The following is a 22,940-nucleotide window of genomic DNA, read 5'->3' as shown; positions in this document are numbered from 1 at the left end:
TGCTCCGAGGTCACGGGCCGACACCGAGCTTGGCGACAAGGCGCTGCTCTTGCAGGGCCTTCTGCTCTTCCTCCAGGGCATCCAGCGCCTCTTTCAGGGTCGGATAAAACGCCAGCATGCCGGGAATGGGCTGAAACCTGGCCCTGGCCAGAGTTTTCAGCGGCTGGTACTGCAGATCCGCAATCACCACCCTGACCCGCTCCCTCTTGCATTGATCGATAAACTTGGTCAATGCCGCCAGCCCTCCCGCATCGAGGATGGCCACCCCATCCAGGTAAAGGACGATGCCCTTACGTGCCTGCATCATGCCGGCCAGTTCCCCAAATACCCGATCGGCGGCGGCAAAGAACAAAGGGCCGTTGATCTTGAATGCCGACCAGCCCTCGGGCAGGGGCGTATCGAGCAGCCGACGATGGCCGGAGATATCGCTGACCCGGGTCATCTCCGCTATCTCCCGCACGAACAACACCGCCGCCACCAGCACCCCCACCGTGATGGCCAGCACCATATCAAACACGATGGTCAGTGAGAAACAGGTGAGGAACACCAGGATGTCGCCTGCCGGGGCGGTTTTCACCAAGTGCACCGCCTTATGGGCTTCGCTCATGTTCCAGGCCACCACCATCAGCAGGGCCGCCATCGCCGGCATCGGCAGCCAGGCCAGCCAGGGTGCCAGCAGCACCAATCCGGCCAGTACCACCAGTGCATGCACCATGGCCGCTACCGGCGACTCGGCGCCGGCCTTGAAGTTGGCGGCCGAGCGGGCAATGGCAGCGGTCGCGGTAATGCCGCCGAAAAAAGGGGTGACCAGGTTGCCGATGCCCTGCCCCAGCAGTTCGCTGTTGGCACTGTGCCGCTTGCCGGTCATGCCGTCCAGAACCACGGCACACAGCAATGATTCGATCGCCCCCAGCATGGCGATGGCAAAGGCTGCAGGCAACAGATCGCGCAGCAGGGCCCAACTCAGCACCAATGGCCCGCCCTCCGGCCCCGGTTGCCGCCAGGGCCAGACAAAATCCGGCAAGACCGGGGGTATGCCCTGCCCACTGCTACCGTCGGGCAGCAGGTAACTGAAACGGCTGCTGATGGTATCGATATCCAGGCCATGCCGGTTCAGCCACCAGGTGGCAAGGCTGGCCAGGATCACCGCCGGCAGGTGCGCCGGCACCCCTGTTTTCAGACGGGGCCAAAGCAACAGTATCATCAGCGTCAATACCGCAATCAGCAAGCTGGGCCAGTGCAACCCGGGCAGATGGCCAGCCAGGGTCATCACCTTGCCCAGGTAGTGCTCGGGCAAGGTCGTCAGCGAGAGTCCGAAAAAATCCTTCAGTTGCAAGGTGGCAATCACTACCGCGATGCCCCCGGTAAAGCCCAGGGTGACCGGCTCGGGAATATATTCAATCAGCCGCCCCAGCCGTACCAATGCCATGCCGATCAGCAAGACACCGGACATGGTGGTGGCCAGCAACAAGCCGCCCAGGCCGTACTTCTGGGCGATGGGGTAGAGGATCACCACAAAGGCGGCAGTGGGGCCGGAAATACTGAGCCGGGAGCCGCCGGTCAGGGCAATCACAAAGCCGGCGATAATGGCGGTATACAGGCCATACTGGGGTGCCACCCCGCTGGCAATGGCCAGCGCCATGGCCAGCGGTATGGCGATGATGCCCACCGTGATCCCGGCCAGCACATCCCGCAACAGGCGGCGGCGGCCGTAGGGCTCCTGTAGGCAACTTTCGCGCAGTGCATGACCAATACGCAAAGAAAACAGGTGGGCGCGGTGTGACATGGCTCTCCTCCGGCGGCGAGCTGTATTAGAATAGAATAGTGATTATATTCTCATCACTTATACATTCAATGTTAATATAATTAGCATGCTTTATTTCGTCGGAGGTACCATGGAACAACGGACCGCTCGCCTGACCCTGTTGATAGACCCCAGGAAAAAGGCGCTGTTTGAGCAACTCTGCGCCCAGGAAGACGTGACCCCATCGCAAAAGGTACGGCAATTTATTCGGGACTATATCGTAGAAAAAACCGGCAAGGACTGGCTTGATCTCGAGCAGGACTGATTTCAGGAGCCATGATGCTGACCCTGCTTGATGATCGACTCTGGTTTCCGGATCCGGAGCTCGCCCTGGAAGAACCCAATGGTTTGTTGGCCATCGGCGGGGATCTGAGCCCGAAACGACTGTTGCTGGCCTATCGCATGGGAATCTTTCCCTGGTTCGATCAGAGCCAGCCGTTGCTATGGTGGTCGCCCGACCCGCGAGCGGTACTGGAGCCGACCCGGCTCCACGTCAGCCGCAGCCTGGCCAAGCTGGCCCGCCGCGGGCCTTACCGACTGACTATCAACATCGCCTTCGAACAGGTGATCCGTCACTGCCGCCAGTTGCGGGAGAGACATGAAGGCACCTGGATCACTCCCGGCATCGAACAGGCTTACTGCCGGTTGCATCACCAGGGTCAGGCCCACTCGATAGAAGTCTGGCAAGATGAACAACTGGTGGCGGGGCTTTACGGTATCGGCATCGGTAAATTATTTTGCGGTGAATCGATGTTTCATCGGGTCGATAACGGTTCCAAGCTCGCCATGCTCGGCCTGTGCCGGCATTTTTCCCGCCATGGCGGGGCGCTTGTCGACTGCCAGTTACCCAACTCCCATTTGCTGAGCCTGGGGGTCATCACCTGGCCGCGCTTGCGTTTTTTACATAAACTCAAAGAGCTGCAACAACAGCCGTTGGCACAATCCTGCTGGCAACCGGGTGAACTGATATTATGAGGGAAGTAAATCTGAAGGTGGGGCTGACCCCCAAGCATCAGTGCAGCTACCTGCCGGGACGACAGGAGCAGTTGCTGGTATTGCTCGATAAGGAGCTGCTCTGCCCGGAAGGCTATGAGCAACTGCTCAGTGCCGGCTTTCGCCGCAGCGGATCCGATATTTATCGCCCCCATTGCCAGTCGTGCCGGGCCTGTGAGTCCCTGCGCATCGATGTGCGGCACTTTGCTCCCAGCCGCAGCCAGAAACGCATCCTGCGCCAGAACCAGGACATCAGTGTCAGCCTGAGTGAACAGGACAAGCCCGACTATTTCCGGCTTTACCAGCACTATATCAACGAACGGCACCGGGACGGCGCCATGTACCCGGCCAGCCGCCAGCAGTACGACGGTTTTCTGCTCTGTCACTGGCTGCCGCCGGTGTTTGTGGAATTTCATCTGGAACACCGGCTGGTCGCGGTGGCGGTGACCGATCTGCTCAGCGGTGCCCTCAGCGCCATGTATACCTTTTACGATCCATCCCTGGAGCACCGATCACTCGGCACCTTCGCCATACTGAGCCAGCTCCGCCTGGCGGGCGAATTGCGCAAAGAGTGGCTGTACCTCGGCTACCAGGTCGATGGTTGCAAGAAAATGAATTATAAACAGCATTTCCGCCCCCACCAGCGACTGATCGCCGGCCAGTGGCAGGCGATGAAAGACTGAGCGGAAACTTTACACATGGGGCGAAATCCGGCATGATCCCTGCCGTTTTTATTGCCTGCGTTAACAAGAGGACTCAATGGCTAAAGAAGACAGTATTGAAATGCAGGGTACCATCCTGGAAACCTTGCCCAACACCATGTTTCGCGTTGAGCTGGAAAATGGCCACGTGGTCACCGCTCACATCTCCGGCAAGATGCGCAAAAACTACATCCGTATCCTGACCGGTGACAAGGTCACTGTCCAACTGACCCCCTACGATCTGTCAAAAGGACGCATCGTCTTCCGCGCTCGTTAATCCCAGCGTCAGTCACCCCGACCTTGCAGACGGCTGCCGATATCGTCAGCTGTATTCTTTTTGCAAATCATTTTCCCCTTCCGTCAGGCATGCCGCTCTTGGATAAAACGATGCCCGGGGCCTGTTAGGATCCCGGGCATTGCGGCACTTGCCCGAAGGCAATGACTCAATGGGCCAGTGACGCTTCTGATTGATAATCAAAGTGCAGCTTGTCGTCCTTGAGCGTGACTTTCACCGAGCCGCCACCGACCAGTTCGCCAAACAGCAACTCGTTGGCCAGCGGCTTTTTCAGCTGCTCCTGGATCACCCGTCCCATGGGACGCGCTCCCATGGATCTGTCGTAACCTTTCTCGGCCAACCAGTGCCGGGCCTGCTCGCTCACCTCCATCGACACCCCCTTGGCATCCAGCTGGGCCTGCAGCTCGACGATAAACTTGTCCACCACCCGGTGAATGATGTCCATATCCAGATGGTTGAACCAGATGATATGGTCGAGCCGGTTGCGGAATTCGGGCGCGAAGGTGCGGTTGATTTCCGTCATGGCATCAAAGCTGTGATCCTGTTGCTGGAAGCCGATGGACTTGCGTACCGTTTCCTGAACCCCGGCGTTGGTGGTCATGACCAGGATCACATTGCGGAAATCCGCCTTGCGGCCGTTGTTGTCGGTGAGGGTGCCGTTGTCCATCACCTGCAACAGCAGGTTGAACACATCCTGGTGCGCCTTCTCGATCTCATCGAGCAGCACCACCGCATGGGGATGCTTGATCACCGCATCGGTGAGCAGCCCGCCCTGATCGAAGCCCACATAGCCGGGAGGAGCCCCGATCAGCCGGGACACGGTGTGGGATTCCATGTACTCGGACATGTCAAAGCGGATAAGCTCGATCCCGAGGATACGCGCCAGTTGCTGGGTGACCTCGGTTTTGCCCACCCCGGTCGGGCCGGCGAAGAGGAAGGAGCCGATGGGTCGCCTCTCGTTGCCGAGGCCAGAGCGGCTGAGGCGGATGGCGTCGGTCAGCACCTCGATGGCCTTGTCCTGGCCAAACACCACCATCTTGAGATTGGGCTCGAGGTTTTTCAGCGCTTCCTTGTCTGAGCTGGACACCGACTTCTCCGGAATGCGGGCAATCTTGGCGACGATGGCCTCGATATCCCCCACGCCGATGGTTTTCTTGCGCTTCGAGGGCGGCATCATGCGGATCCGGGCCCCCGCCTCGTCGATCACGTCGATGGCCTTGTCGGGCAGGTGCCGGTCGTTGATGTACTTGGCGGACAGCTCGGCCGCGGCCCGGATCGCCTTGCTGGTATAACGCACATCGTGATGCGACTCGTACCGGCTCTTCAGCCCCAGCAATATCTTGGTGGTGTCGTCCACCGAGGGCTCCAGGATGTCGATTTTCTGGAAACGACGGGCCAGGGCCCGATCCTTTTCAAAAATCTGGCTGTATTCCTGGTAAGTGGTCGAGCCCACGCACCGGATCTGGCCACTGGAGAGTAATGGCTTCAGCAGGTTGGCCGCATCCAGCTGGCCGCCGGAGGCCGCACCGGCGCCGATGATGGTATGGATTTCATCGATGAACAGGATGGAGCCTTTCTGCTTTTCAAACTGCTTGAGCAACGCCTTGAAACGCTTTTCGAAATCACCGCGGTACTTGGTGCCCGCCAGCAGGGAGCCCATGTCCAGCGAGTAGATGGTGCTGCCGGCGATAATCTCCGGCACATCCTGATGCACGATGCGATAGGCCAGCCCTTCGGCAATGGCGGTCTTGCCCACCCCGGCCTCACCCACCAGCAGCGGGTTGTTTTTGCGCCGACGGCACAATACCTGGATGGTGCGGTTGAGCTCCTGATCCCGGCCGATCAGCGGATCGATACGGCCTTCCTTGACCCACTGGTTGAGGTTGATGACAAAACCTTCGGTCTGGTTGTTGGCCGCCTCTTCGGTGTTCTCTTCCTGCTGGGAAGAGGGCGCCTCTTCCTGCAGACCGTCCTTGCGAATGCCGTGGGACAGGAAGTTGACCACATCCAGCCGGCTGACCTGGGCCTTCTTCAGCAGGTAAGCCGCCTGAGACTCCTGTTCGCTGAAGATGGCCACCAGCACATTGGCACCGGTAACCTCGGCGTTGCCGGAAGACTGCACATGAAATACCGCCCGTTGCAGCACCCGCTGGAAACCGAGGGTAGGCTGGGTTTCGATCTCGTCGTCTCCGACCGGGATCAGTGGTGTGGTTTGCTCGATGAAAGTGTGGGTTTCACGGCGCAACTGTTCGACATCGGCACCACAGGCAGCCAGGGCCTCTTTGGCCGATGGGTTATCCAACAGGGCGAGTAACAGGTGCTCCACCGTCATAAACTCGTGACGAGCGCGACGGGCTTCGTTGAACGCATCATTCAACGTGCTCTCAAGGTCTTTGTTCAACATAGGCACCTCCCCTAAAAAACTGCGGTGTCCCGTTGCGGCGGGTGTTTACTTATGCCTGCTCCATGGTGCACAACAGCGGATGTTCGTGCGTGCGGGCAAACTTGTTCACTTGCGCTACCTTGGTTTCTGCAATTTCTGCGGTAAACAGACCGCAGACCCCTTTCCCCTGGTAATGTACCGCCAGCATCACCTGCGTGGCCTTGTCCACATCCATCGCAAAGAATTTTTGCAGTACCTCCACGACAAAATCCATGGGGGTGTAATCGTCGTTATTCAAGATGACCTTGTACATAGGAGGGGGCTGCAGCGCAGTTTCTTCCACCTCTTTTACCCGATCACCGACGCTCTGCTGTGTTCTCCTGCTCATATATTTACTCTAAATCACTGTTCCGAATCGTGCTACAGAAGTCGGCGCCTCTCTAGAGGCTCCTCTCTTTCGTCCGCCGGCCACGATGCTGCCGATGACAGTTAAACCTCTCTGGTATCAGGAACGGTTCTTTAGCCTTTCCTTCACACTACCGCTAAAGCTGGCGCTGTCAATAGTCTCTACAATCGGTGTTTCCGATAATAAACAAATGCTTGACTACCCCCAGAGTTAGACTAGAGTGATTGATTGGTAATCATTGGCATTAGTCGCCGTTTGGCACTGGCCCATGGCTACCGCATCCGGCGGGAAATCGCCTGTAGTTATAATTGGCAGCTGCCGATTACTCAATGTTGTTTAAGATGTTTGAGCAAAAAGGATGCAGAAGTATGGCAACCGGTACGGTGAAGTGGTTTAACAACGCAAAGGGATTTGGGTTTATCTGTCCGGAAGAAGGGGGGGAGGATGTGTTCGCACATTTTTCAACCATCCAGATGGATGGCTACAGAACCCTGAAAGCGGGCCAGGTCGTCCGATACGAAATACAGGAAGGACCGAAAGGCAACCATGCGACCAGCATAGTGCCCGAAGGCCAACCGGCATAATAAAAGCACTGGATACAAAGTATCTCTTATACCCAAGGCGCTCAGGCGCCTTTCTTCGTATCAGGAGGACACAGATGAATATTTCCCCTCTCCCCTACCCCCTCGCGGCCAGGCCCGCCTAAACTTTATCCACCTTTGGTATTTTTATTTCAGTGGTGGTATTAAATGAGCATAATCAAAGAGTTCAAGGAGTTTGCCGTCAAGGGCAACGTGGTGGACATGGCGGTAGGTATCATCATCGGCGCCGCCTTCGGCAAGATTGTATCCTCCCTGGTCAACGACGTCGTCATGCCCCCCATAGGGATGGTGATCGGCGGCGTCGATTTTTCCGACCTGGCCATAGTGCTGAAGGAGGCGGTGGAAGATGCGCCGGCCGTCACCCTGTCCTACGGCAGTTTTATCCAGACGGTACTGGACTTCACCATCGTCGCTTTCGCCATCTTCATGGTGATCAAGGCCATCAACCGGCTCAAGCGCAAGGAAGAAGCCAAGCCTGCAGCCCCGCCCGCCCCGTCGAAGGAAGAGCAGCTGCTGACCGAAATCCGCGACTTGCTCAAACAGAAAAACAACCTCTAGGAGTCCCCATGGAGATGACCACAACGCCTTCCATCGAAGGCAAGCGTATCCGCAAGTATTGCGGCGTGGTGGCCGGTGAAGCCATTCTCGGCGCCAACCTGTTCAAGGATCTGTTCGCCAATATCCGCGATCTGGTCGGCGGCCGCTCCGCCACCTATGAGCGGGAGCTGCAGCGGGCCCGGGATCTCGCCCTGCAGGAACTGGAGCAGAAAGCCCGGGGCCTGGGCGCCAATGCGGTGGTGGGCATCGATCTGGACTACGAAGTGCTGGGCCAGAACAACGGCATGCTGATGGTCTCCGCCAGCGGCACCGCCGTCATCGTCGAATAAGGCTACTCCAGCAGCCAGGCCAGGCACTGGTAGGGCGCCAGTTGCAAGGCGCAGGGGACAGCCGGGGCCGAGCCGGTGTTGTCGACCAGCAGTTCGGCCCGGCGCCAGGGCGCCAGCGCCGGCGACTCGAACACCTGCGGCTCCCGCCCCAGGTTGGCGACCACCAGTACCCGACGCTCCCCGTCATCGCGCTGATAGCACCAGATGTACGGGTGTCCGGGCAGCAGGTCCCGGTAGTCGCCGCGCACTATCACCGGATGCCGCTTGCGCAGCTGGATCAGCCGCCGGTAGTGGTAAAACACCGACTCCGGATCCGCCAGCGCCGCCGCCACGTTCACCCGGGCCTTGCTCGTCCCCGGCGCCAGCCAGGACGTACCACGGGTAAAGCCGGCCTGGTCACCGCTGTCCCACTGCATGGGGCTGCGGGCATTGTCTCGGGAGCGGGCCGCCAGTATCGCCAGTACCTCTTCCTCCCCTAGCCCCTGCTCGAGCAGGATCCGGTACATGTTGCGACTTTCCACGTCGGCAAACTGCCCGATACGGTCATAGCCCGGGTTGGGCATGCCGATCTCCTCCCCCTGGTAGATATAGGGCGTACCCTGCATCAGGTGCAGCACCGTAGCCAGCATCTTGGCGGAGCGCTCCCGGTACTCCCCTTCATCGCCGAAACGGGACAGGATGCGCGGCTGATCGTGGTTACACCAGAACAGGGCGTTCCAGCCACGCCCGTGCAGACCCTGTTGCCACTCGCTGAACAGCCGCTTGAGTTCGACAAAATCCGGCGGCGCCAGCCGCCACTTGTTGCCGCTCGGGTAGTCCACCTTGAGGTGGTGGAAGTTGAACACCATGGACAACTCCTCGCTGTCCGGGCTCGAATAACGCTGGCAGTGGTCCAGGCTGGTGGAGGACATCTCCCCCACCGTCATCATGCCGCAGGGGGCGAACACCGTCCGGTTGAGCTCGTGCAAAAATTCGTGGACTCGGGGACCGTCGGTATAGAAACGTCGTCCATCGCCCAGCCCATCATCGGGAAAGGCCTGGTCCTTGGAGATCAGGTTGATCACGTCCAGGCGCAGTCCGTCGACGCCCTTCCCCGCCCAAAAGCGGACGATGTTTTTCACCTCTTCCCGCACCCTGGGGTTTTCCCAGTTCAGATCCGCCTGCTCCACCGCGAACAGGTGCAGGTAGTACTGGTCCGAGGCGGCATCCCGTTGCCAGGCGCTGCCGCCGAACTTGGACTGCCAGTCGTTGGGGGGGCCGCCGTCGCGGCCATCGCGCCAGATGTAGAAGTCCCGATAGGGACCGGCCGGATCCCGGATGGCGGCCTGAAACCAGGGATGGGCGGTGGAGGTATGGTTGACCACCAGGTCCATGATCACGCGGATACCGCGCCGGTGGGCCTCGGCCAGCAGCTGTTCGAAGTCTTCCATGGTGCCGTAGGCCGGATCGATCCGGTAGTAATCGGCGATGTCGTAGCCGTTGTCCACCTGGGGCGAGACATACACCGGCGTCAGCCAGATGGCGTCCACCCCCAGCCCGGCCAGGTAGTCGAGTTTGTCGATCACCCCGCCCAGGTCACCGGTGCCGCTGGCCCCCGAATCGTAGAAGGACTTGGGGTAAATCTGGTAGATGACGCCCCGATGCCACCATTGTCCGTACTGCTCTTTGTTCATGTGCGTGCTCTTCGTTCAATCTTGGTAGAAAGGGCCCGGGCACAAGCCGCTCCGGGCCTTCGATATCTTCAGCCCAGGGCTACCCCGGCCCGCTGCCGGCGCTGGTACATCAACACCGTCAGCAGCATCGGCACCACCACGGCGATGACCATGGCCAGCAGGTAGACCAGCCAGTAGCGGGGCTGGATGGAGAGGATGCCCGGCAGGCCACCCACCCCGATGCCGTTGGCCAGCACCCCGGACAGGCCGCACAGCAGGGCCGCCAGGGCGGAGCCGGTCATGGCGCAGAGCATGGGAAACTTGTACTTGAGGTTGATGCCGTACATGGCCGGCTCCGTCACCCCCAGGTAGGCGGAAATGGCCGCCGGCACCGATATCTCCCGCTCGTTGGCCTTCTTGCTGACCCAGATGATACCTACCACGGCGGAAGCCTGGGCGATATTGGACAAAGCGATCAGCGGCCAGATGGGGGTGCCGCCCATGCTCTGCATCAGTTGCAGATCCACCGCGTTGGTGGTGTGGTGGATACCGGTGATCACCAGGGGCGCGTAGAAGAAGCCGAACAGGGCCGCCCCGATGGGGGCAAAGTCGCCGGTCATTGCCGCCCTGGCGACCAAGGCCACGCCATCTCCCAACAGGCGACCGAAGGGGCCTATAAGGGTATGGGCCAGGGTCACCGCCACCAGCAGGGAGACGAAAGGCACTATCACCAGGTAGAGGTAATCCGGCACCCATTTCTTCAGCCTGAGCTCGATCATCGCCAGTACCACCCCGGCCAGCATGGCGGGGATCACCTGGGCCTGATAGCCGACCTTCTCGATCACGAAGAAACCCAGATCCCAGACCTCCGGCGACTGCTGGCCAATCAGATAGGCGTTCATCAGCTGGGGCGAAACCAGGGTCACCCCCAGCACGATGCCGAGGATGGGAGTGCCTCCCATCTTCTGTACCGTGGACCAGCACACCCCCACCGGCAGGAAGAAGAAGATCGCCTCGCCGATCAGCCAGAGGAAGGAGTGCACCTCGGCCCAGAAGGGACTGACTTGGGTCAGGGTCTGGCCATCGAACAGAGCGATGTCGCCGATCAGGTTACGAAAGCCCAGGATCAGGCCGCCGGTGATGATGGCCGGCAACAGCGGCACGAAGATCTCCGCCAGGTGGGAAATGGTCCGCTCCCAGACGCTCATGTTCTGCCGGGCCGCCTGCTTGGCCTGCTCCTTGCCCTGCCCCTCCTGGCCGAGCAGGGCGTTCAGCGCCTGATAGTAGCTGTCCACGCTGGTGCCGATCACCACCTGGAACTGGCCGGCATTGGTGAAGCAGCCCTTGACCGCCGACAGGGTCTCTATTTTCTTCAGGTCGGCCTGCCCCGGGTTGTTCAGCACGAACCGCAGCCGGGTCAGGCAGTGGCTGACCGCCGCTATGTTGCTCTTGCCGCCGATATGTTCAATCAAGGTCGCCATTTCCTGGCTTTTGCTCTGGCTCATGGGGTTTTCCTTAACAGTGGAATCGATACCGCGCAGTGTAACCAGATTCTACAAAAACAAAATGGTATCGATACCATTTTGTGCAAGCGCTCACATTTAGGCACAATCCCGCTACCTCGAGCAAGTTGACGACCATGATGAAGAAACGCCTGACGATTTCCGATATTGCCCGGCTGGCCGGGGTGGGTACCACCACCGTCTCCCGGGTGCTGAACCAGGATCCCAAGGTCAAGCCGGACACGCGCCACAAGATCGAACAGATCATCGCCGAGGCCGGCTATGCGCCCTCCCCCTCGGCCCGCGCCATGCGCACCCAGCGCCAGCAGGTAGTGGGGGTCATCGTCTCGCGCCTGGACTCAGCCTCCGAGCACCAGGCGGTGCGCGGCATGCTGCAGGTGCTGGAGCAGACCGGCTACGAGGTGCTGCTGATGGAGTCCGGTTTCAGCAGCGAGAAGGTGGCGGAGCACCTCAACTGGCTGCGGCTGCGCCAGGCCGACGGCGCCATCCTGTTCGCCTTTAGCGGCCTGGCGCTGGACGGGCAGGCCGACTGGCAAGACAAACTGGTGGTGATGGCCCGCCGCTACCCGGGCTTTTCGTCGGTCTGCTACGACGACAGGGGCGCCATCGGGCTGATGCTGGAGCACCTGTGGCGGAAAGGGGTGCGCCGACCGGCCTATGTCGGCGTGGAGCTGCAGGACAGCACCACCGGCCAGCAGCGCCTGGAGGCCTATCTCGACTTTTGCCGGGTGCGGGGGATTGCGCCTCATTACCGGCTGGGCGGCTTGTCGCACCAGGCAGGGCTGGAAGCGGCTCGCCTCCTGCTGATGGAACAGGCCGACACCGACGCCCTGGTGTGCGCCAGCGACACCCTGGCCCTGGGGGCCGCCAAATATCTGCAGCAGAGCGGCAAGGCACTGATCCTCACCGGCATCGGCAACAACGAGTTGCTGCGCTTTCTGTTTCCGGCCGTTCCCAGCGTAGATCTGGGTTACCTACAGGGAGGCCTCGCTGCCGCCCGTCAGTTGCTGGCCCAGATAGAACAGCGGCAGGCCACCGCCGAGCTGGCCCTGCCCTGCCGCCTGGTCGCGGCGGGCTGATGGCCTTTCCCCCCGGGGCCGACTTTGCTAACTTAACCCCACCCCCTGAAAACGAAGGAAGTCACCACCTTATGGATGCCAGCCTGCTCGCCCCGGCCCTGCTTGCCCCCGACCAGCTCACCCTGGGCAAATGCAAGGAAATTCTCGCCCGACTGCAGGACTGGCTGGAGCAGCGCTTCAATGCCGGCGACGACATCATGGAATTGGTGGTCACCCGCTCCCAACACATGGACCAGCTGCTCACCGGCCTGTGGCAGCGGCACGGCCTGGATCAGGATCCCGAACTGGCCCTGGTGGCGGTGGGCGGTTACGGCCGAGGCGAACTGCACCCCTACTCCGACATCGACCTGCTGATCCTGAGCCACAGCCCCGCCGCTCCGGAGCTGGGTGAGCGTATCGGCAGCTTTATCACCCTGCTGTGGGATCTGCACCTGGAAGTGGGTCACAGCGTGCGCTCGGTGATGGAATGCATAGAAGAAGGGGAGAAGGACATCACGGTGGCCACCAACCTGATCGAGGCCCGGCTCATTTCCGGCTGCTATGGCACCTTCGCCGCCCTCACCCGGGCCACGGCACCGGATCGGTTCTGGCCCAGCCAGGCCTTTTTCGAGGCCAAACGCAAGGAGCAGGAGGCCCGCCACCACCAGTACCAGGACACCAGCTACAAGCTGGAGCCGGACATCAAGAGCAGCCCGGGCGGCCTGCGCGATATCCAGACCATCAGTTGGGTCGCCCGTCGTCATTTCGGCGCCGCCACCCTGAGCGAAATGGTCAGCCACGGCTTCCTGAGCCGGGCCGAATACCGGGAGCTGCTCGATTGCCAGAACTTCCTGTGGAAGCTGCGCTTCGCCCTGCACATGGTGATTCACCGCTCCGACAATCGGCTACTGTTCGACCGCCAGCGGGCGGTGGCTACCGCCCTCGGCTTTGCCGGCGAAGGCAACGAGCCGATAGAACAGATGATGAAGCGCTTCTACCAGACCGTAAGGCGGGTGGCCGAGCTCAACGAGATGCTGCTGCAACTGTTCGACGAGGCCATCCTCGGGCATATCGCCATGGACGTGCGCATGCTCACTCCCGAGTTTCGCCTGCGAGGCCGACTGATCGATGTGATCCAGCCGGACCTGTTCAAACAGGAGCCCGCCGCCATATTGCGGCTCTTCTACCAGATCGCGGCCCATCCCCAGATCAGCGGTATCTATTCCACCACCCTGCGCCAGCTGCGCGATGCCCGCCGCCGCCTGCCCGGCTTCCTGTGCGAACGGGCCGACTGCCGCCGGCTGTTCATGATGCTGATGCGCCATCCCCGGGGATCCGATCTGGCGCTGACCCTGATGCACCGCTATGGCATCCTGGCCGCCTATTTCCCCCAGTGGAGCAAGATAGTGGGCCAGATGCAGTTCGACATGTTCCACGCCTACCCGGTGGACGAGCATACCCACCGGCTGCTGAAGAACATCAACCTGTTCCGGGAACCCGGCGGCAGACGCAGCCATCCCCTTTGCCATGAGATCAGCAGCCGCTTGCGCAAACCGGAACTGTTATATCTCGCCGCCCTGTTCCACGACATCGCCAAGGGCCGGGGCGGCGATCACTCCGAACTGGGCGCCGAAGACGCGCTGGCCTTCTGCCTGCAGCACGACCTGGACAAGTCCGATGCCCGCCTGGTGTCCTGGCTGGTACGCCAGCACCTGCTGATGTCGGTCACCGCCCAGCGCCGGGATATCTACGACCCGGACGTGATCCGCGAATTCGCCACCCAGGTCAGGGACGAGTTACGCCTGGACTACCTCTACTGCCTGACGGTAGCCGACATCTGTGCCACCAACGATCACCTGTGGAACGACTGGAAAGGCAGCCTGCTGCGCGAGCTCTACTTCGCCACCCAGAAGGCGCTGCGCCGGGGCCTGGAAAACCCGCCCGACCTGCGCCTGCGCATCCGCGAGAACCAGCGTCAGGCACGCCAGCTGCTGGAACATCTGGACACCCCTTATGAGCGGGTCAAACCGCTATGGACACGCTTTACCGCCGACTATTTCCTGCGCCACACCCCAGAGCAAATCGCCTGGCACAGTCGCCATATCCTGGCCCACAGTGACAACCACCGGCCTCTGGTGCAGATCAGCCAGCAGCCGGGCCGGGGCGGCAGCGAGCTGTTTATCTACAGCCCCGACTCGCCCAACCTGTTCGGCCGGGTGGCGGCGGCCCTGGATCAGAAGAACCTCAATATCCACGACGCCCAGATCATGACCTCCAAGGACGGTTACGCCCTGGATACCTTCATCGTGCTCGAACCGGACGGCCAGCCGGTCAGCGGCGACCGGCTGGCCGATCTGTGCCACAGCCTGAGCGAGGCGCTGCTCGACACCACGCCGCCGACCATCCGGCTCCGCCCGCCCTCGCGCCGGCACCGGGAGTTCGACGTGCGCACCCAGGTGAACTTCCTGCAGCCCCAGCGGCTGACCAAACGCACCCTGATGGAACTGGTGGCGCTCGACACTCCCGGTCTGCTGGCCCGTATCGGCGCCGTGTTCAGCCGGCTGGGCCTGAACCTGCACGCCGCCAAGATCACCACCATCGGCGAGCGGGTAGAAGATTTTTTCAGCCTGACCAACAGCGAAGATCGGCCATTAAATGAGCAGGAACAGACGCAATTGCGAGAAAAGTTGGTCGACGAGCTCAACCAGGACGGCAAAATATGATAAAAGATGCGCCAGTTTTGAATTAAAAAACGGTTCAGTTGAGCAATCCGCCGAACCGTTCAGCAAACCGTAGGGCTCAGCCTGCAATAGATTTACACCCGGCTGGCCGCTGTGCGTCAGCCGATTAGGAATTCAAACAATTTAATGGAGTTACCACGATGGCAAACTTTGCTTTCGGTCTGGGTGTGGGCACCAAGTCCGCCAAAGGTGAATGGCTGGAGGTTTACTACAACCTGCCGCTGCTGAACGCTGACGACACGCTGATCAACGCAGTGGCCGCAAAAATCGGTTACGCAGGCGGCAACGCGGCAATCGAAATCAGCGCGGCGCAGTTGCAAGACCTGGAAGCGGCTTTCCTGTCTGCGAATGCTCAGGCTCAGGCCGAGATCGTTGACATTCTGGCAGGTACCAGCCAGCCGCTGGTGGTGACCATCCTGGAAACCGACACCGCCCCTGCCAGCACCGCCGAGGTTTATCTGAAACTGGCCCTGCTCTCCCACCGCCTGGTGAAACCGCACGGTCTGGATCTGTCCGGCATGTTCGGCCTGCTGCCCAACGTGGCCTGGACCTCCGAGGGCGCCATCGCAGTAGACGAACTGGCCAGGCGCCAACTGGTCGCGCGTGCCCAGGGCCGCACCATCAGCGTCAACTCTGTCGACAAGTTCCCGAAAATGACCGACTACGTGGTCCCGGCCGGCGTGCGTGTCGGTGATGCCTCCCGTATCCGGCTGGGGGCGCACGTGGGCGAAGGCACCACCGTCATGCACGAAGGCTTCATCAACTTCAACGCCGGCACCCTGGGCGTGAGCATGGTTGAAGGCCGTATCTCCGCGGGCGTGGTGGTTGGCAACGGCTCGGATCTGGGCGGCGGCTGTTCCACCATGGGCACCCTGTCCGGCGGCGGCAACATCGTCATCTCCGTGGGCGAAGGTTGCCTGCTGGGTGCCAACGCCGGCCTGGGGATTCCCCTGGGCGATCGCTGCACCATCGAGTCGGGCCTGTACATCACCGCCGGCTCGAAAGTCACCGTGCTGGATGATCAGAACCACGACGTACAGACCATTAAAGCCGCCGAGCTGGCCGGCAAAAACGACCTCCTGTTCCGTCGCAACTCCCAGAACGGCCGCATCGAGGTGAAAACCAACAAGTCTGCGATCGAACTGAACGCCGAGCTGCACAAACACAACTAAGCCGACGCCGGCCCGAGGGCGGCCATGCCGCCCTTCTTTCCCTTCATGCTGTTTGCCGCAGCGAAAAACCGCAGCCACATCCGCTTTTCTGCTACACTACGCGTCCGCCTTTCGGCACCCCTTTTTACCTGATATCAAGAGCACCCCGTGAACGACAACGAATTTGCCACCCTGCCCCTGGCCCCGGCCCTGGTCGACAACCTGACCAGCCTGGAATACACCCAAATGACGCCGATCCAGGCGCAAAGCCTGCCTCTGGTACTGGCCGGCAAGGATGTGATTGCCAAAGCCAGCACCGGCAGCGGCAAGACGGTGGCCTTCGGCCTGGGCCTGCTGGCCCGGCTGGATGTCAACCGGCTGGCGGTACAGGCCATGGTGCTCTGCCCGACCCGGGAGCTGGCGGATCAGGTGGCGCGGGAACTGCGCCGCCTGGCCCGGGCCATGGCCAATGTGAAGCTGGTCACCCTGTGCGGCGGTTCGCCCACGGCCCCCCAGACCGCGTCGCTGGAGTACGGTGCCCATATCGTGGTCGGCACCCCGGGACGCATGCTCAAGCACCTGGAAAAAGGCACCTTGCAACTGGACAGCCTCAATACCCTGGTGCTGGACGAAGCGGATCGAATGCTGGACATGGGCTTTGCCGACGACATCCATAGGGTGGTCGCCTTCGCGCCCAGGGAACGCCAGACCCTGCTGTTCTCCGCCACCTATCCGGAAGGCATAGTACAGATGAGCCGGGGCCTGCAGCGGCAGCCCGAGCCGGTATCGGTGGCCGAGCCACAACGGCAGGACGCCATAGTACAGACCCTGTTCGAAGTCGAACCGGAACAGCGCCGGCAGGCCCTGGCCACCCTGCTCGGCCATTATGCGCCCGCTTCCTGTGTGGTGTTCTGCAATACCAAGCGAGCCTGTCAGGAAGTGGCGGATCACCTGAACAACCTCGGCTTCGCCGCCCTGGCCCTGAATGGCGATCTGGAACAGCGCGAGCGGGATCAGGTACTGATCCGCTTCGCCAACGGCAGCGCCAATGTGCTGGTGGCCACCGACGTGGCCGCTCGCGGCCTGGATATCAAGGAGCTGGCGATGGTGGTCAATTACGAGGTCACCCAGGATCCGGAAGTGCATGTGCACCGGGTTGGCCGTACCGGCCGTGCCGGCCAGCAGGGCCTCGCCATCACCCTCTACAGTCCCAAGGAAGCCTACCGGGTCAATATGATCGAAGAATACCAGCAGGCCCCCATTCCCCAGGGCAACCTGTCCGGGCTCGATGCCGGCTCCACCCCGCTCCAGCCGGAGATGGTGACCCTGTGCATTGCCGGCGGCCGCAAAATCAAGATCCGCGCCGGCGACATTCTCGGCGCCCTGACCGGTGAGGCCGGCATCGCCGGCAGCCAGGTAGGAAAAATCGATATTACGGAAATGCAGTCCTACGTGGCGGTGCACCGGGACGCGGCCCGCCAGGCACTGAAGCATCTGCAGCAGGGCAAGATCAAAGGCCGTACCGTCAAGGCGCGCAAGATCTAGGCCGCCTGCCCGCCCCGCAACAGGGGCGGGCCTCAGTTCACCAGCCGCAGGGCAAAGGGATAACGGTAATACTCGCCCCGACTCGCCCGGACAACGCCGATGAGGGTCAGCACCAGGGCCACCAGGCCCAGCACCACCATCAGTACAAAACCGATGATCACAAAGGTCAGCACCCAGCACACCACCAACGCCAGCAGCAAGGTAATCTGAAAGTTCAGCACTTCCTTGCCATGAAAGTCCACATAAGCCGACTCCCGGCGTTTAAGCAGCCACAGCACCAATGGCACCACGATATTACCGAGCGGAACCAACAGGCCGGCAAACACCGACAGATGGCAAAACATGGCCCAGTTTTTCTCATCCGGGCCGGGACGGTACAGGGAGCCGTCCGACCGAGCTTCGAGCATGGGTTCCTCCCTGGTCAGTCGTTGAAATGGCGATGAATATAATCGATCTTGGCCATGAACTGCTCCTTGAGCTGGTCGTTGGCATAGTCGAAGTGATAGCTCTGATGGAAGTTGAGCTGCAGGCTGACGCCGCTGCCGGCAAGATGTACGCTGTAACCATCGAAATCGCTGTGCGCCACTATCCCCTCCAGCATATGGCCGTCTTCATAAGGCTCCCCGAAACGGCGGATCTTGTCGAACACTTCCAGTATGACCTTGTTATCCAGTTCATTATGCATGGTGACATTCCTCATCATGGCTAGGCACCCGTTTCATGCCCTGCGGGCTCCAACAGGCGCCGGATTTATTTGCCTTAATTATGGCCGAACTATGGTACCGCATCGCTCTTTTCCCCAGGGGTTCCCGTCGCGCCGATGAGTGCTCAGAGCGGCCATACCCACAGCAGCATGGGGATGCTGATCAGCACCACCAGCAGCTCCAAGGGCAAGCCCAGGCGCCAGTAGTCACCGAAGCGAAAACCGCCCGGTCCCAGGATCAAAGTATTGTTCTGGTGTCCTATCGGTGTCAGAAAGGCACAGGAGCCACCGATGGCCACCGCCATCAGAAAAGGATCCGCATTTGCTCCCAGCTGGTTGGCAGTACCGATGGCAATAGGGCACATGACCGCCGCCGTCGCCGCATTATTCATCAAGTCCGACAGGGTCATGGTTACGACCAGGATCAGCGCCAGCGCCACTATGGCATGTCCCTGAGCCACACCATCCAGCAACAGGCGGGCAATCAGCTGAGCGGTATGAGTGGACTCCATCACTCCGGCTACCGGAATCAGGGCACCGAGCAACACCACCACCGGCCAGTCCACGGCACTGTATACCGAACGTAGCGGAACCGTACGTAACGCCATGGAAGCCAGCACACCGGCGGCGAACGACACCGCTACCGGCAGGATACCGAAGGCGGCAGCCCCCACCGCCGTCGCCATGATGGCGGTGGCCGTCAGCGCCTTGCCCTTATCGGGGATCCGCAGTTCACGCTCTGCCAAGGGCACGCAACCGGCGCTCGTTGCAAACTCGGAGAGCGCCTCGGGAGCCCCCTGCATCAGCAACAGATCACCGGCTCGAAATACGAGAGCCCGCAGCCGTGTTACCGAACGCTGTCCCTGACGCGACACCGCCAGCAGGTTAACCCCGTAACGGGTACGCAGCTGTATCCCTCGCGCAGAGCGGCCGAGCAAATCGGAGTTGGGCATAATGACGAGCTCCATCAGTACGATTTCATCGGATGGTTCGGGGGTAGGCTCATCGGCTTCTTCCTCTTCGTCACCCTCGCCTTGCTCTGCGACATCCTCTTTCTTCGACTCTTCCTTCGCCGGCTTGGCCTCTTCCAGCTTGAGACCGAGACTGGACAAGGCATTGGCGAGGGCTTCGGCCTCGGCTTCAATAATCAGAATATCTCCGGCCCGCGCTCGCCGGCGAGGATTGGGAGGCGTCACCCGCACCTCGTTGCGCACCAGCCCCAATACCTGAGCGTCGGCCTGCTCCAGCGCCCGTTCTATCTCGCGCAGGGTCTGCCCTTCGGCCTTGCAGCCTTCGGGTACACGGGCCTCGGTGATATAGGCACCGGAATCGAACCCTTCCACCCCGGCCTGCTTGCGTGCCGGCACCAGCCGCCAGCCGACCAAGGCCACAAACGCGACCCCCAGCGTCGCCACCACCAATCCGACCGGCGTATAATCGAACATGGCGAAGGCACCAGAGCCGGTCGCTTCACGAAAGCCGGACACGATAAGGTTGGGAGGCGTACCGATCAGGGTGGTCATCCCGCCCAATATGGTGCCGAAGGCCAATGGCATCAGTACCCGCCCCGGGGGCAGCTCCTGGCGCCGGGCAATCTGGATCGCGACCGGCATCAGCAACGCCAACGCACCGACGTTATTCATAAAGGCCGACAGTATGGCGCCGAGTCCGGTGAGCGCGGCGATGGACAGGGTCGTACCGGCCCTGGTCGGCAGCAATTGGCGAGCCAGTACGTCAACCGCCCCGGACGTCTGCAGGCCTCGGCTCAGTACCAGTACACATGCGACCGTGATCACCGCCGGATGGCTCAGGCCATAGAACGCCTCTTCCGCAGGTACCAGGCCGGCCAGAATACAGGCCAGCAGAGCCCCCGCCGCCACCATGTCGTGGCGCCAGCGGCCCCACAGAAACATGAACACGGTGACGCATAGAATGGCAAGGATGGTGATCTGGTCATGGGTCATGCTGTTTTCGGCTCCTGCTCCTGGGCGGGACGGCCAGCCTGGAGCTGCGCCATGCCGGGATAAAACGTCGCCGGTACTACCGACGCTGCCGTTAGGCTTTATCGATTGTAGCAGTATTTTTATTGGACGAGGCACTCACATGCTTATAATCAATTGAATTTTAAGAGTTTAATTTTTTCAATTTTGAAACCTTTCATTTCATGGCAGTGGTCTTTCTCGCTTCGGCAGGCTAAGATCCGCCTTTTACGACGACGGTAACCACCATGATCAAGCTTGGCGATAACAATACCCTGCCCCTGCTGCGCCTGGACGACAAGGGCGGATGGCTGGATGCCGGTGAATACGGTGAAGCCTTCCTGCCTCGCCGCCAGTTGCCCGCCGGTTGCCAGCCCGGCGAGGACATAACGGTCTTTATTTATCTGGATGCGGATCGGGAGCCGGTGATCACCACCGAGGCGCCCAAAGCCAGGGTGGGCCAGTTTGCCTCGCTGAAAGTGGTCACCACCAATCGCCTGGGTGCTTTCCTCGACTGGGGCATGAAAAAGGACATCTTCGTGCCCCAGCGGATGCAGAGCCAGCCCATGCATGAAGGGCGCCATTACGTGGTGTACCTGTACCTGGACTACGAAGGCCGCATGGTGGCCAGCAGCAAGCTGGACAGCTTCGTCAGCCGGGACACGCCCCGTTATCAGCCGGACGATGAAGTCGATTTGCTGATCGCCGAGCATACCCAGCTCGGCTTCAAGGCCATCGTCGATAACCGCTTCTGGGGTCTGGTATTCAAGTCCGATATCTCGGGGCGGATACCTATTGGCCTGGCCACCAAAGGCTATGTCAAGCAGGTACGGGAAGACGGCAAGATCGATCTGACCCTGTTCAAGCCGGGCCCGGGTAAGGTGGACGACGCCGCCCAGGCGGTGCTGGACAAGCTCGAGCGGGCCGGCGGCGTGATGCAGGTCAGCGACAAAACGGATCCTGATACCATCTTCCGGCTGTTCGGCATCAGCAAGGGCACCTTCAAGAAAGCCATCGGCGGCCTGTACAAGAAAGGGCTGATCCAGATAGAAGAAGGCCGCATCCGCCTCTCGGAGCAATAAGCTGGAAGCTGGAGTAAATAACTTCCGGCTTATGGCTTCAAGTTTAAGGCTCTATGCTCCCCATCCAGCCCTTCAGCCATTCCAGGGCCGGCTCTTCCGGCTCCAGGGTTTCACTGGCATCCACCTCCAGTCGCGGGGCCATGGCCCTGGCCTGCAGCTCCTGCAGCAGTTGGTCGAACTGGCGGCCGCCGCCGCAGAAGTTCTCGTAGCTGCTGTCGCCCAAGGCCACCAGGGCATAGCGCAACGCCGGCATGGGCGGGCAGGTTTCACGGATTTCCTCGAATAACGGGACCAGATTGGGGGGCAGGTCGCCCTGACCGGTGGTGGAGGTGACCACCAGCCACGGCTGTTCCTTGTCCAGCTCCGCCAGCACCGCATCCTCATGCAGCCGGACGCTGTGTCCGGCATCGAGCAGCGCCTGTTCCAGGGTCTCGGCCACCAGCACCGCCGAGCCATAGACGCTACCGATAATAATCTCCACTGCCGCCATCTTGCCTCCTGTCAGAAAAGCCGTAAGTCCAGGGCCCGGGACAGCTCTTCCAACGCCCAGATCCCCGCCACCGAATTGCCGTAACCGTTCAGTTCCGGCGACCAGACGCACACGGTGAAGCGCCCCGGTACCACCGCCACTATACCGCCGCCCACCCCGGACTTCGCCGGCATGCCCACCCGGTAGGCAAAATCGCCGGCCGCATCATATAGCCCGGAAGTAAACAGCAGGGCGTTAAGCTGCTGGGTCTGCAGCCGCGACAGCCACTGCTCGCCCGTAACCACACACTGGCCGCCATGGGCCAGGAAGCTGAACGTCCGGGCCAAATCCACACAGCTCATGGACAGCGCACAATAGCTGAAATAGGCCTTCAGCACCTCGTCCACCTCGTTGTGGAAGTTGCCGAAGCTCTTCATCAGATTGGCCATGGCCGCGTTGCGGAAACGGTGCTCGTATTCGGACTCGGCCACCTTATGATCGATACGGATACCCGGGTTACCAGCCCGCAGCCGCACCGCTTCCAAAAAGGCGTGAACCGGTGCCGACAGCCGCGAGCCGAGGGCGTCCACCACCACCAGGGCGCCGGCATTGATAAAAGGGTTACGCGGAATGCCCTGTTCGAACTCCAGTTGCACAAGCGAGTTGAAGGCATTGCCCGACGGCTCTTTGCCCACCCGCAGCCACAATTCGTCGCCGTAGCGCTGCTGGGCCATGGCCAGGGCAAACGCCTTGGAAATGCTCTGGATGGAAAAAGGCTCGACGGCGTCGCCGCTGCAATAAAGCTCTCCTTCCAGGGTACAGACCGCTATCCCGAAGCGCTCGGCGGGCACCCGGGCCAGGGCGGGAATATAGTCGGCCACCGCGCCCTGGCCAAAATGCCGGCGGGCTTCATTATTGATCCGGTCGAGTAAAGGCTGAAGCATCACAGAAAAAATCTAACCTGCT

The 22,940-nt window shown here is 61.0% G+C and carries 22 protein-coding genes; 12 read left to right on the top strand and 10 right to left on the bottom strand.

Going from position 1 to position 22,940, the window contains the following annotated elements; all coding sequences use genetic code 11:
• Nucleotides 1–10: 10 nt before the first annotated feature.
• Nucleotides 11–1,786 carry a C4-dicarboxylic acid transporter DauA gene (gene dauA, locus ACEVBK_RS06165; protein ID WP_375057719.1) on the bottom strand — a complete coding sequence of 592 codons (1,776 nt, stop codon included), beginning with the start codon at nt 1,784–1,786 and terminating at the stop codon, nt 11–13.
• A 109-nt stretch (nt 1,787–1,895) separates the two neighbouring features.
• Between dauA and ACEVBK_RS06160 the strand changes: the two genes are divergently transcribed.
• The 4 genes from ACEVBK_RS06160 (at nt 1,896) to infA (ending at nt 3,775) form a co-directional block, all read left to right on the top strand.
• Nucleotides 1,896–2,069: a CopG family transcriptional regulator gene (locus ACEVBK_RS06160; RefSeq protein ID WP_375057718.1), complete on the top strand. Its 174-nt coding sequence runs from the start codon at nt 1,896–1,898 to the stop codon at nt 2,067–2,069.
• A gap of 11 nt (nt 2,070–2,080) precedes the next feature.
• The gene (aat, locus tag ACEVBK_RS06155; RefSeq protein ID WP_375057717.1) at nt 2,081–2,779 is read left to right on the top strand and encodes a leucyl/phenylalanyl-tRNA--protein transferase; all 699 of its coding nucleotides are present in this window, start codon (nt 2,081–2,083) and stop codon (nt 2,777–2,779) included.
• Entirely contained in the window at nt 2,773–3,480 is a 708-nt protein-coding gene (locus ACEVBK_RS06150; protein WP_375058521.1) for an arginyltransferase, read from the top strand. The genes aat and ACEVBK_RS06150 overlap by 7 nt, the downstream gene beginning before the upstream one ends.
• A gap of 76 nt (nt 3,481–3,556) precedes the next feature.
• Nucleotides 3,557–3,775 (top strand): translation initiation factor IF-1, encoded by a 219-nt coding sequence (gene infA / locus ACEVBK_RS06145; protein ID WP_037439960.1) that lies wholly within the window; start codon nt 3,557–3,559, stop codon nt 3,773–3,775.
• A gap of 166 nt (nt 3,776–3,941) precedes the next feature.
• Here the strand turns inward: infA and clpA are convergent, their stop codons facing one another.
• Both clpA and clpS read right to left on the bottom strand, forming a co-directional pair.
• On the bottom strand, nt 3,942–6,197 hold the full coding sequence (clpA, locus tag ACEVBK_RS06140; RefSeq protein ID WP_375057716.1) for an ATP-dependent Clp protease ATP-binding subunit ClpA: 2,256 nt from the start codon (nt 6,195–6,197) through the stop codon (nt 3,942–3,944).
• Nucleotides 6,198–6,246: 49 nt separating this feature from the next.
• Nucleotides 6,247–6,564, bottom strand: a complete 318-nt coding sequence (clpS, locus tag ACEVBK_RS06135; RefSeq protein WP_375057715.1) for an ATP-dependent Clp protease adapter ClpS — start codon at nt 6,562–6,564, stop codon at nt 6,247–6,249.
• 386 nt (nt 6,565–6,950) lie between these two features.
• On the opposite strand from clpS, the gene cspD reads away from it, so the two are divergent.
• From cspD to ACEVBK_RS06120, 3 genes are all read left to right on the top strand, one after another.
• On the top strand, nt 6,951–7,166 hold the full coding sequence (gene cspD / locus ACEVBK_RS06130; protein WP_202086302.1) for a cold shock domain-containing protein CspD: 216 nt from the start codon (nt 6,951–6,953) through the stop codon (nt 7,164–7,166).
• Nucleotides 7,167–7,331: 165 nt separating this feature from the next.
• Nucleotides 7,332–7,742, top strand: a complete 411-nt coding sequence (gene mscL, locus ACEVBK_RS06125) for a large-conductance mechanosensitive channel protein MscL (RefSeq protein ID WP_375057714.1) — start codon at nt 7,332–7,334, stop codon at nt 7,740–7,742.
• A gap of 8 nt (nt 7,743–7,750) precedes the next feature.
• Nucleotides 7,751–8,071 carry a heavy metal-binding domain-containing protein gene (locus ACEVBK_RS06120; RefSeq protein WP_375057713.1) on the top strand — a complete coding sequence of 107 codons (321 nt, stop codon included), beginning with the start codon at nt 7,751–7,753 and terminating at the stop codon, nt 8,069–8,071.
• Between the two features lie 2 nt (nt 8,072–8,073).
• Here the strand turns inward: ACEVBK_RS06120 and treC are convergent, their stop codons facing one another.
• A complete protein-coding gene (treC, locus tag ACEVBK_RS06115) occupies nt 8,074–9,744 on the bottom strand; it encodes an alpha,alpha-phosphotrehalase (protein WP_375057712.1) in 1,671 nt (556 codons plus the stop codon).
• A 68-nt stretch (nt 9,745–9,812) separates the two neighbouring features.
• Nucleotides 9,813–11,228, bottom strand: a complete 1,416-nt coding sequence (gene treB, locus ACEVBK_RS06110) for a PTS trehalose transporter subunit IIBC (protein WP_375057711.1) — start codon at nt 11,226–11,228, stop codon at nt 9,813–9,815.
• A gap of 137 nt (nt 11,229–11,365) precedes the next feature.
• Here treB and treR point away from each other — a divergent pair, with 137 nt between their 5' ends.
• From treR to dbpA, 4 genes are all read left to right on the top strand, one after another.
• Nucleotides 11,366–12,325 (top strand): trehalose operon repressor TreR, encoded by a 960-nt coding sequence (treR, locus tag ACEVBK_RS06105; RefSeq protein ID WP_375058520.1) that lies wholly within the window; start codon nt 11,366–11,368, stop codon nt 12,323–12,325.
• A gap of 71 nt (nt 12,326–12,396) precedes the next feature.
• A complete protein-coding gene (glnD, locus tag ACEVBK_RS06100) occupies nt 12,397–15,027 on the top strand; it encodes a bifunctional uridylyltransferase/uridylyl-removing protein GlnD (protein WP_375057710.1) in 2,631 nt (876 codons plus the stop codon).
• Nucleotides 15,028–15,185: 158 nt separating this feature from the next.
• A complete protein-coding gene (gene dapD, locus ACEVBK_RS06095; RefSeq protein WP_375057709.1) occupies nt 15,186–16,217 on the top strand; it encodes a 2,3,4,5-tetrahydropyridine-2,6-dicarboxylate N-succinyltransferase in 1,032 nt (343 codons plus the stop codon).
• 147 nt (nt 16,218–16,364) lie between these two features.
• A complete protein-coding gene (gene dbpA / locus ACEVBK_RS06090; protein ID WP_375057708.1) occupies nt 16,365–17,741 on the top strand; it encodes an ATP-dependent RNA helicase DbpA in 1,377 nt (458 codons plus the stop codon).
• A gap of 32 nt (nt 17,742–17,773) precedes the next feature.
• Here dbpA and ACEVBK_RS06085 read toward each other — a convergent pair whose 3' ends face one another.
• The 3 genes from ACEVBK_RS06085 to ACEVBK_RS06075 all read right to left on the bottom strand — a co-directional run bounded on the left by ACEVBK_RS06085 (nt 17,774) and on the right by ACEVBK_RS06075 (nt 20,408).
• On the bottom strand, nt 17,774–18,148 hold the full coding sequence (locus ACEVBK_RS06085) for a DUF4870 domain-containing protein (RefSeq protein ID WP_375057707.1): 375 nt from the start codon (nt 18,146–18,148) through the stop codon (nt 17,774–17,776).
• A 14-nt stretch (nt 18,149–18,162) separates the two neighbouring features.
• Nucleotides 18,163–18,426, bottom strand: coding sequence for a DUF3081 domain-containing protein (locus ACEVBK_RS06080; protein ID WP_375057706.1), 264 nt, complete (start codon nt 18,424–18,426; stop codon nt 18,163–18,165).
• 143 nt (nt 18,427–18,569) lie between these two features.
• Entirely contained in the window at nt 18,570–20,408 is a 1,839-nt protein-coding gene (locus ACEVBK_RS06075) for an SLC13 family permease (protein ID WP_375057705.1), read from the bottom strand.
• 263 nt (nt 20,409–20,671) lie between these two features.
• Between ACEVBK_RS06075 and ACEVBK_RS06070 the strand changes: the two genes are divergently transcribed.
• Complete coding sequence (locus ACEVBK_RS06070) at nt 20,672–21,505, top strand: S1 RNA-binding domain-containing protein (protein WP_375057704.1); 834 nt, start codon at nt 20,672–20,674, stop codon at nt 21,503–21,505.
• A 43-nt stretch (nt 21,506–21,548) separates the two neighbouring features.
• Here the strand turns inward: ACEVBK_RS06070 and ACEVBK_RS06065 are convergent, their stop codons facing one another.
• Nucleotides 21,549–21,995 carry a flavodoxin gene (locus ACEVBK_RS06065; RefSeq protein WP_375057703.1) on the bottom strand — a complete coding sequence of 149 codons (447 nt, stop codon included), beginning with the start codon at nt 21,993–21,995 and terminating at the stop codon, nt 21,549–21,551.
• An 11-nt stretch (nt 21,996–22,006) separates the two neighbouring features.
• Nucleotides 22,007–22,918 carry a glutaminase B gene (gene glsB, locus ACEVBK_RS06060; RefSeq protein ID WP_375057702.1) on the bottom strand — a complete coding sequence of 304 codons (912 nt, stop codon included), beginning with the start codon at nt 22,916–22,918 and terminating at the stop codon, nt 22,007–22,009.
• Nucleotides 22,919–22,940: the final 22 nt, after the last annotated feature.

The sequence above is a fragment of the Zobellella sp. DQSA1 genome, from assembly GCF_041950555.1.
Classification (GTDB): domain Bacteria; phylum Pseudomonadota; class Gammaproteobacteria; order Enterobacterales; family Aeromonadaceae; genus Oceanimonas.
Note: the sequence above shows the minus strand (reverse complement) of the source record. Positions and strands in the feature narration are given on the sequence as shown.

Coding starts and splice junctions, on each gene's coding strand:
- dauA (WP_375057719.1), bottom strand. CDS start 1,786: ATGTCACACCGCGCCCACCTGTTTTCTTTGCGTATTGGTCATGCACTG.
- ACEVBK_RS06160 (WP_375057718.1), top strand. CDS start 1,896: ATGGAACAACGGACCGCTCGCCTGACCCTGTTGATAGACCCCAGGAAA.
- aat (WP_375057717.1), top strand. CDS start 2,081: ATGATGCTGACCCTGCTTGATGATCGACTCTGGTTTCCGGATCCGGAG.
- infA (WP_037439960.1), top strand. CDS start 3,557: ATGGCTAAAGAAGACAGTATTGAAATGCAGGGTACCATCCTGGAAACC.
- clpA (WP_375057716.1), bottom strand. CDS start 6,197: ATGTTGAACAAAGACCTTGAGAGCACGTTGAATGATGCGTTCAACGAA.
- clpS (WP_375057715.1), bottom strand. CDS start 6,564: ATGAGCAGGAGAACACAGCAGAGCGTCGGTGATCGGGTAAAAGAGGTG.
- cspD (WP_202086302.1), top strand. CDS start 6,951: ATGGCAACCGGTACGGTGAAGTGGTTTAACAACGCAAAGGGATTTGGG.
- mscL (WP_375057714.1), top strand. CDS start 7,332: ATGAGCATAATCAAAGAGTTCAAGGAGTTTGCCGTCAAGGGCAACGTG.
- ACEVBK_RS06120 (WP_375057713.1), top strand. CDS start 7,751: ATGGAGATGACCACAACGCCTTCCATCGAAGGCAAGCGTATCCGCAAG.
- treC (WP_375057712.1), bottom strand. CDS start 9,744: ATGAACAAAGAGCAGTACGGACAATGGTGGCATCGGGGCGTCATCTAC.
- treB (WP_375057711.1), bottom strand. CDS start 11,228: ATGAGCCAGAGCAAAAGCCAGGAAATGGCGACCTTGATTGAACATATC.
- treR (WP_375058520.1), top strand. CDS start 11,366: ATGAAGAAACGCCTGACGATTTCCGATATTGCCCGGCTGGCCGGGGTG.
- glnD (WP_375057710.1), top strand. CDS start 12,397: ATGGATGCCAGCCTGCTCGCCCCGGCCCTGCTTGCCCCCGACCAGCTC.
- dapD (WP_375057709.1), top strand. CDS start 15,186: ATGGCAAACTTTGCTTTCGGTCTGGGTGTGGGCACCAAGTCCGCCAAA.
- ACEVBK_RS06085 (WP_375057707.1), bottom strand. CDS start 18,148: ATGCTCGAAGCTCGGTCGGACGGCTCCCTGTACCGTCCCGGCCCGGAT.
- ACEVBK_RS06080 (WP_375057706.1), bottom strand. CDS start 18,426: ATGCATAATGAACTGGATAACAAGGTCATACTGGAAGTGTTCGACAAG.
- ACEVBK_RS06075 (WP_375057705.1), bottom strand. CDS start 20,408: ATGACCCATGACCAGATCACCATCCTTGCCATTCTATGCGTCACCGTG.
- ACEVBK_RS06070 (WP_375057704.1), top strand. CDS start 20,672: ATGATCAAGCTTGGCGATAACAATACCCTGCCCCTGCTGCGCCTGGAC.
- ACEVBK_RS06065 (WP_375057703.1), bottom strand. CDS start 21,995: ATGGCGGCAGTGGAGATTATTATCGGTAGCGTCTATGGCTCGGCGGTG.
- glsB (WP_375057702.1), bottom strand. CDS start 22,918: ATGCTTCAGCCTTTACTCGACCGGATCAATAATGAAGCCCGCCGGCAT.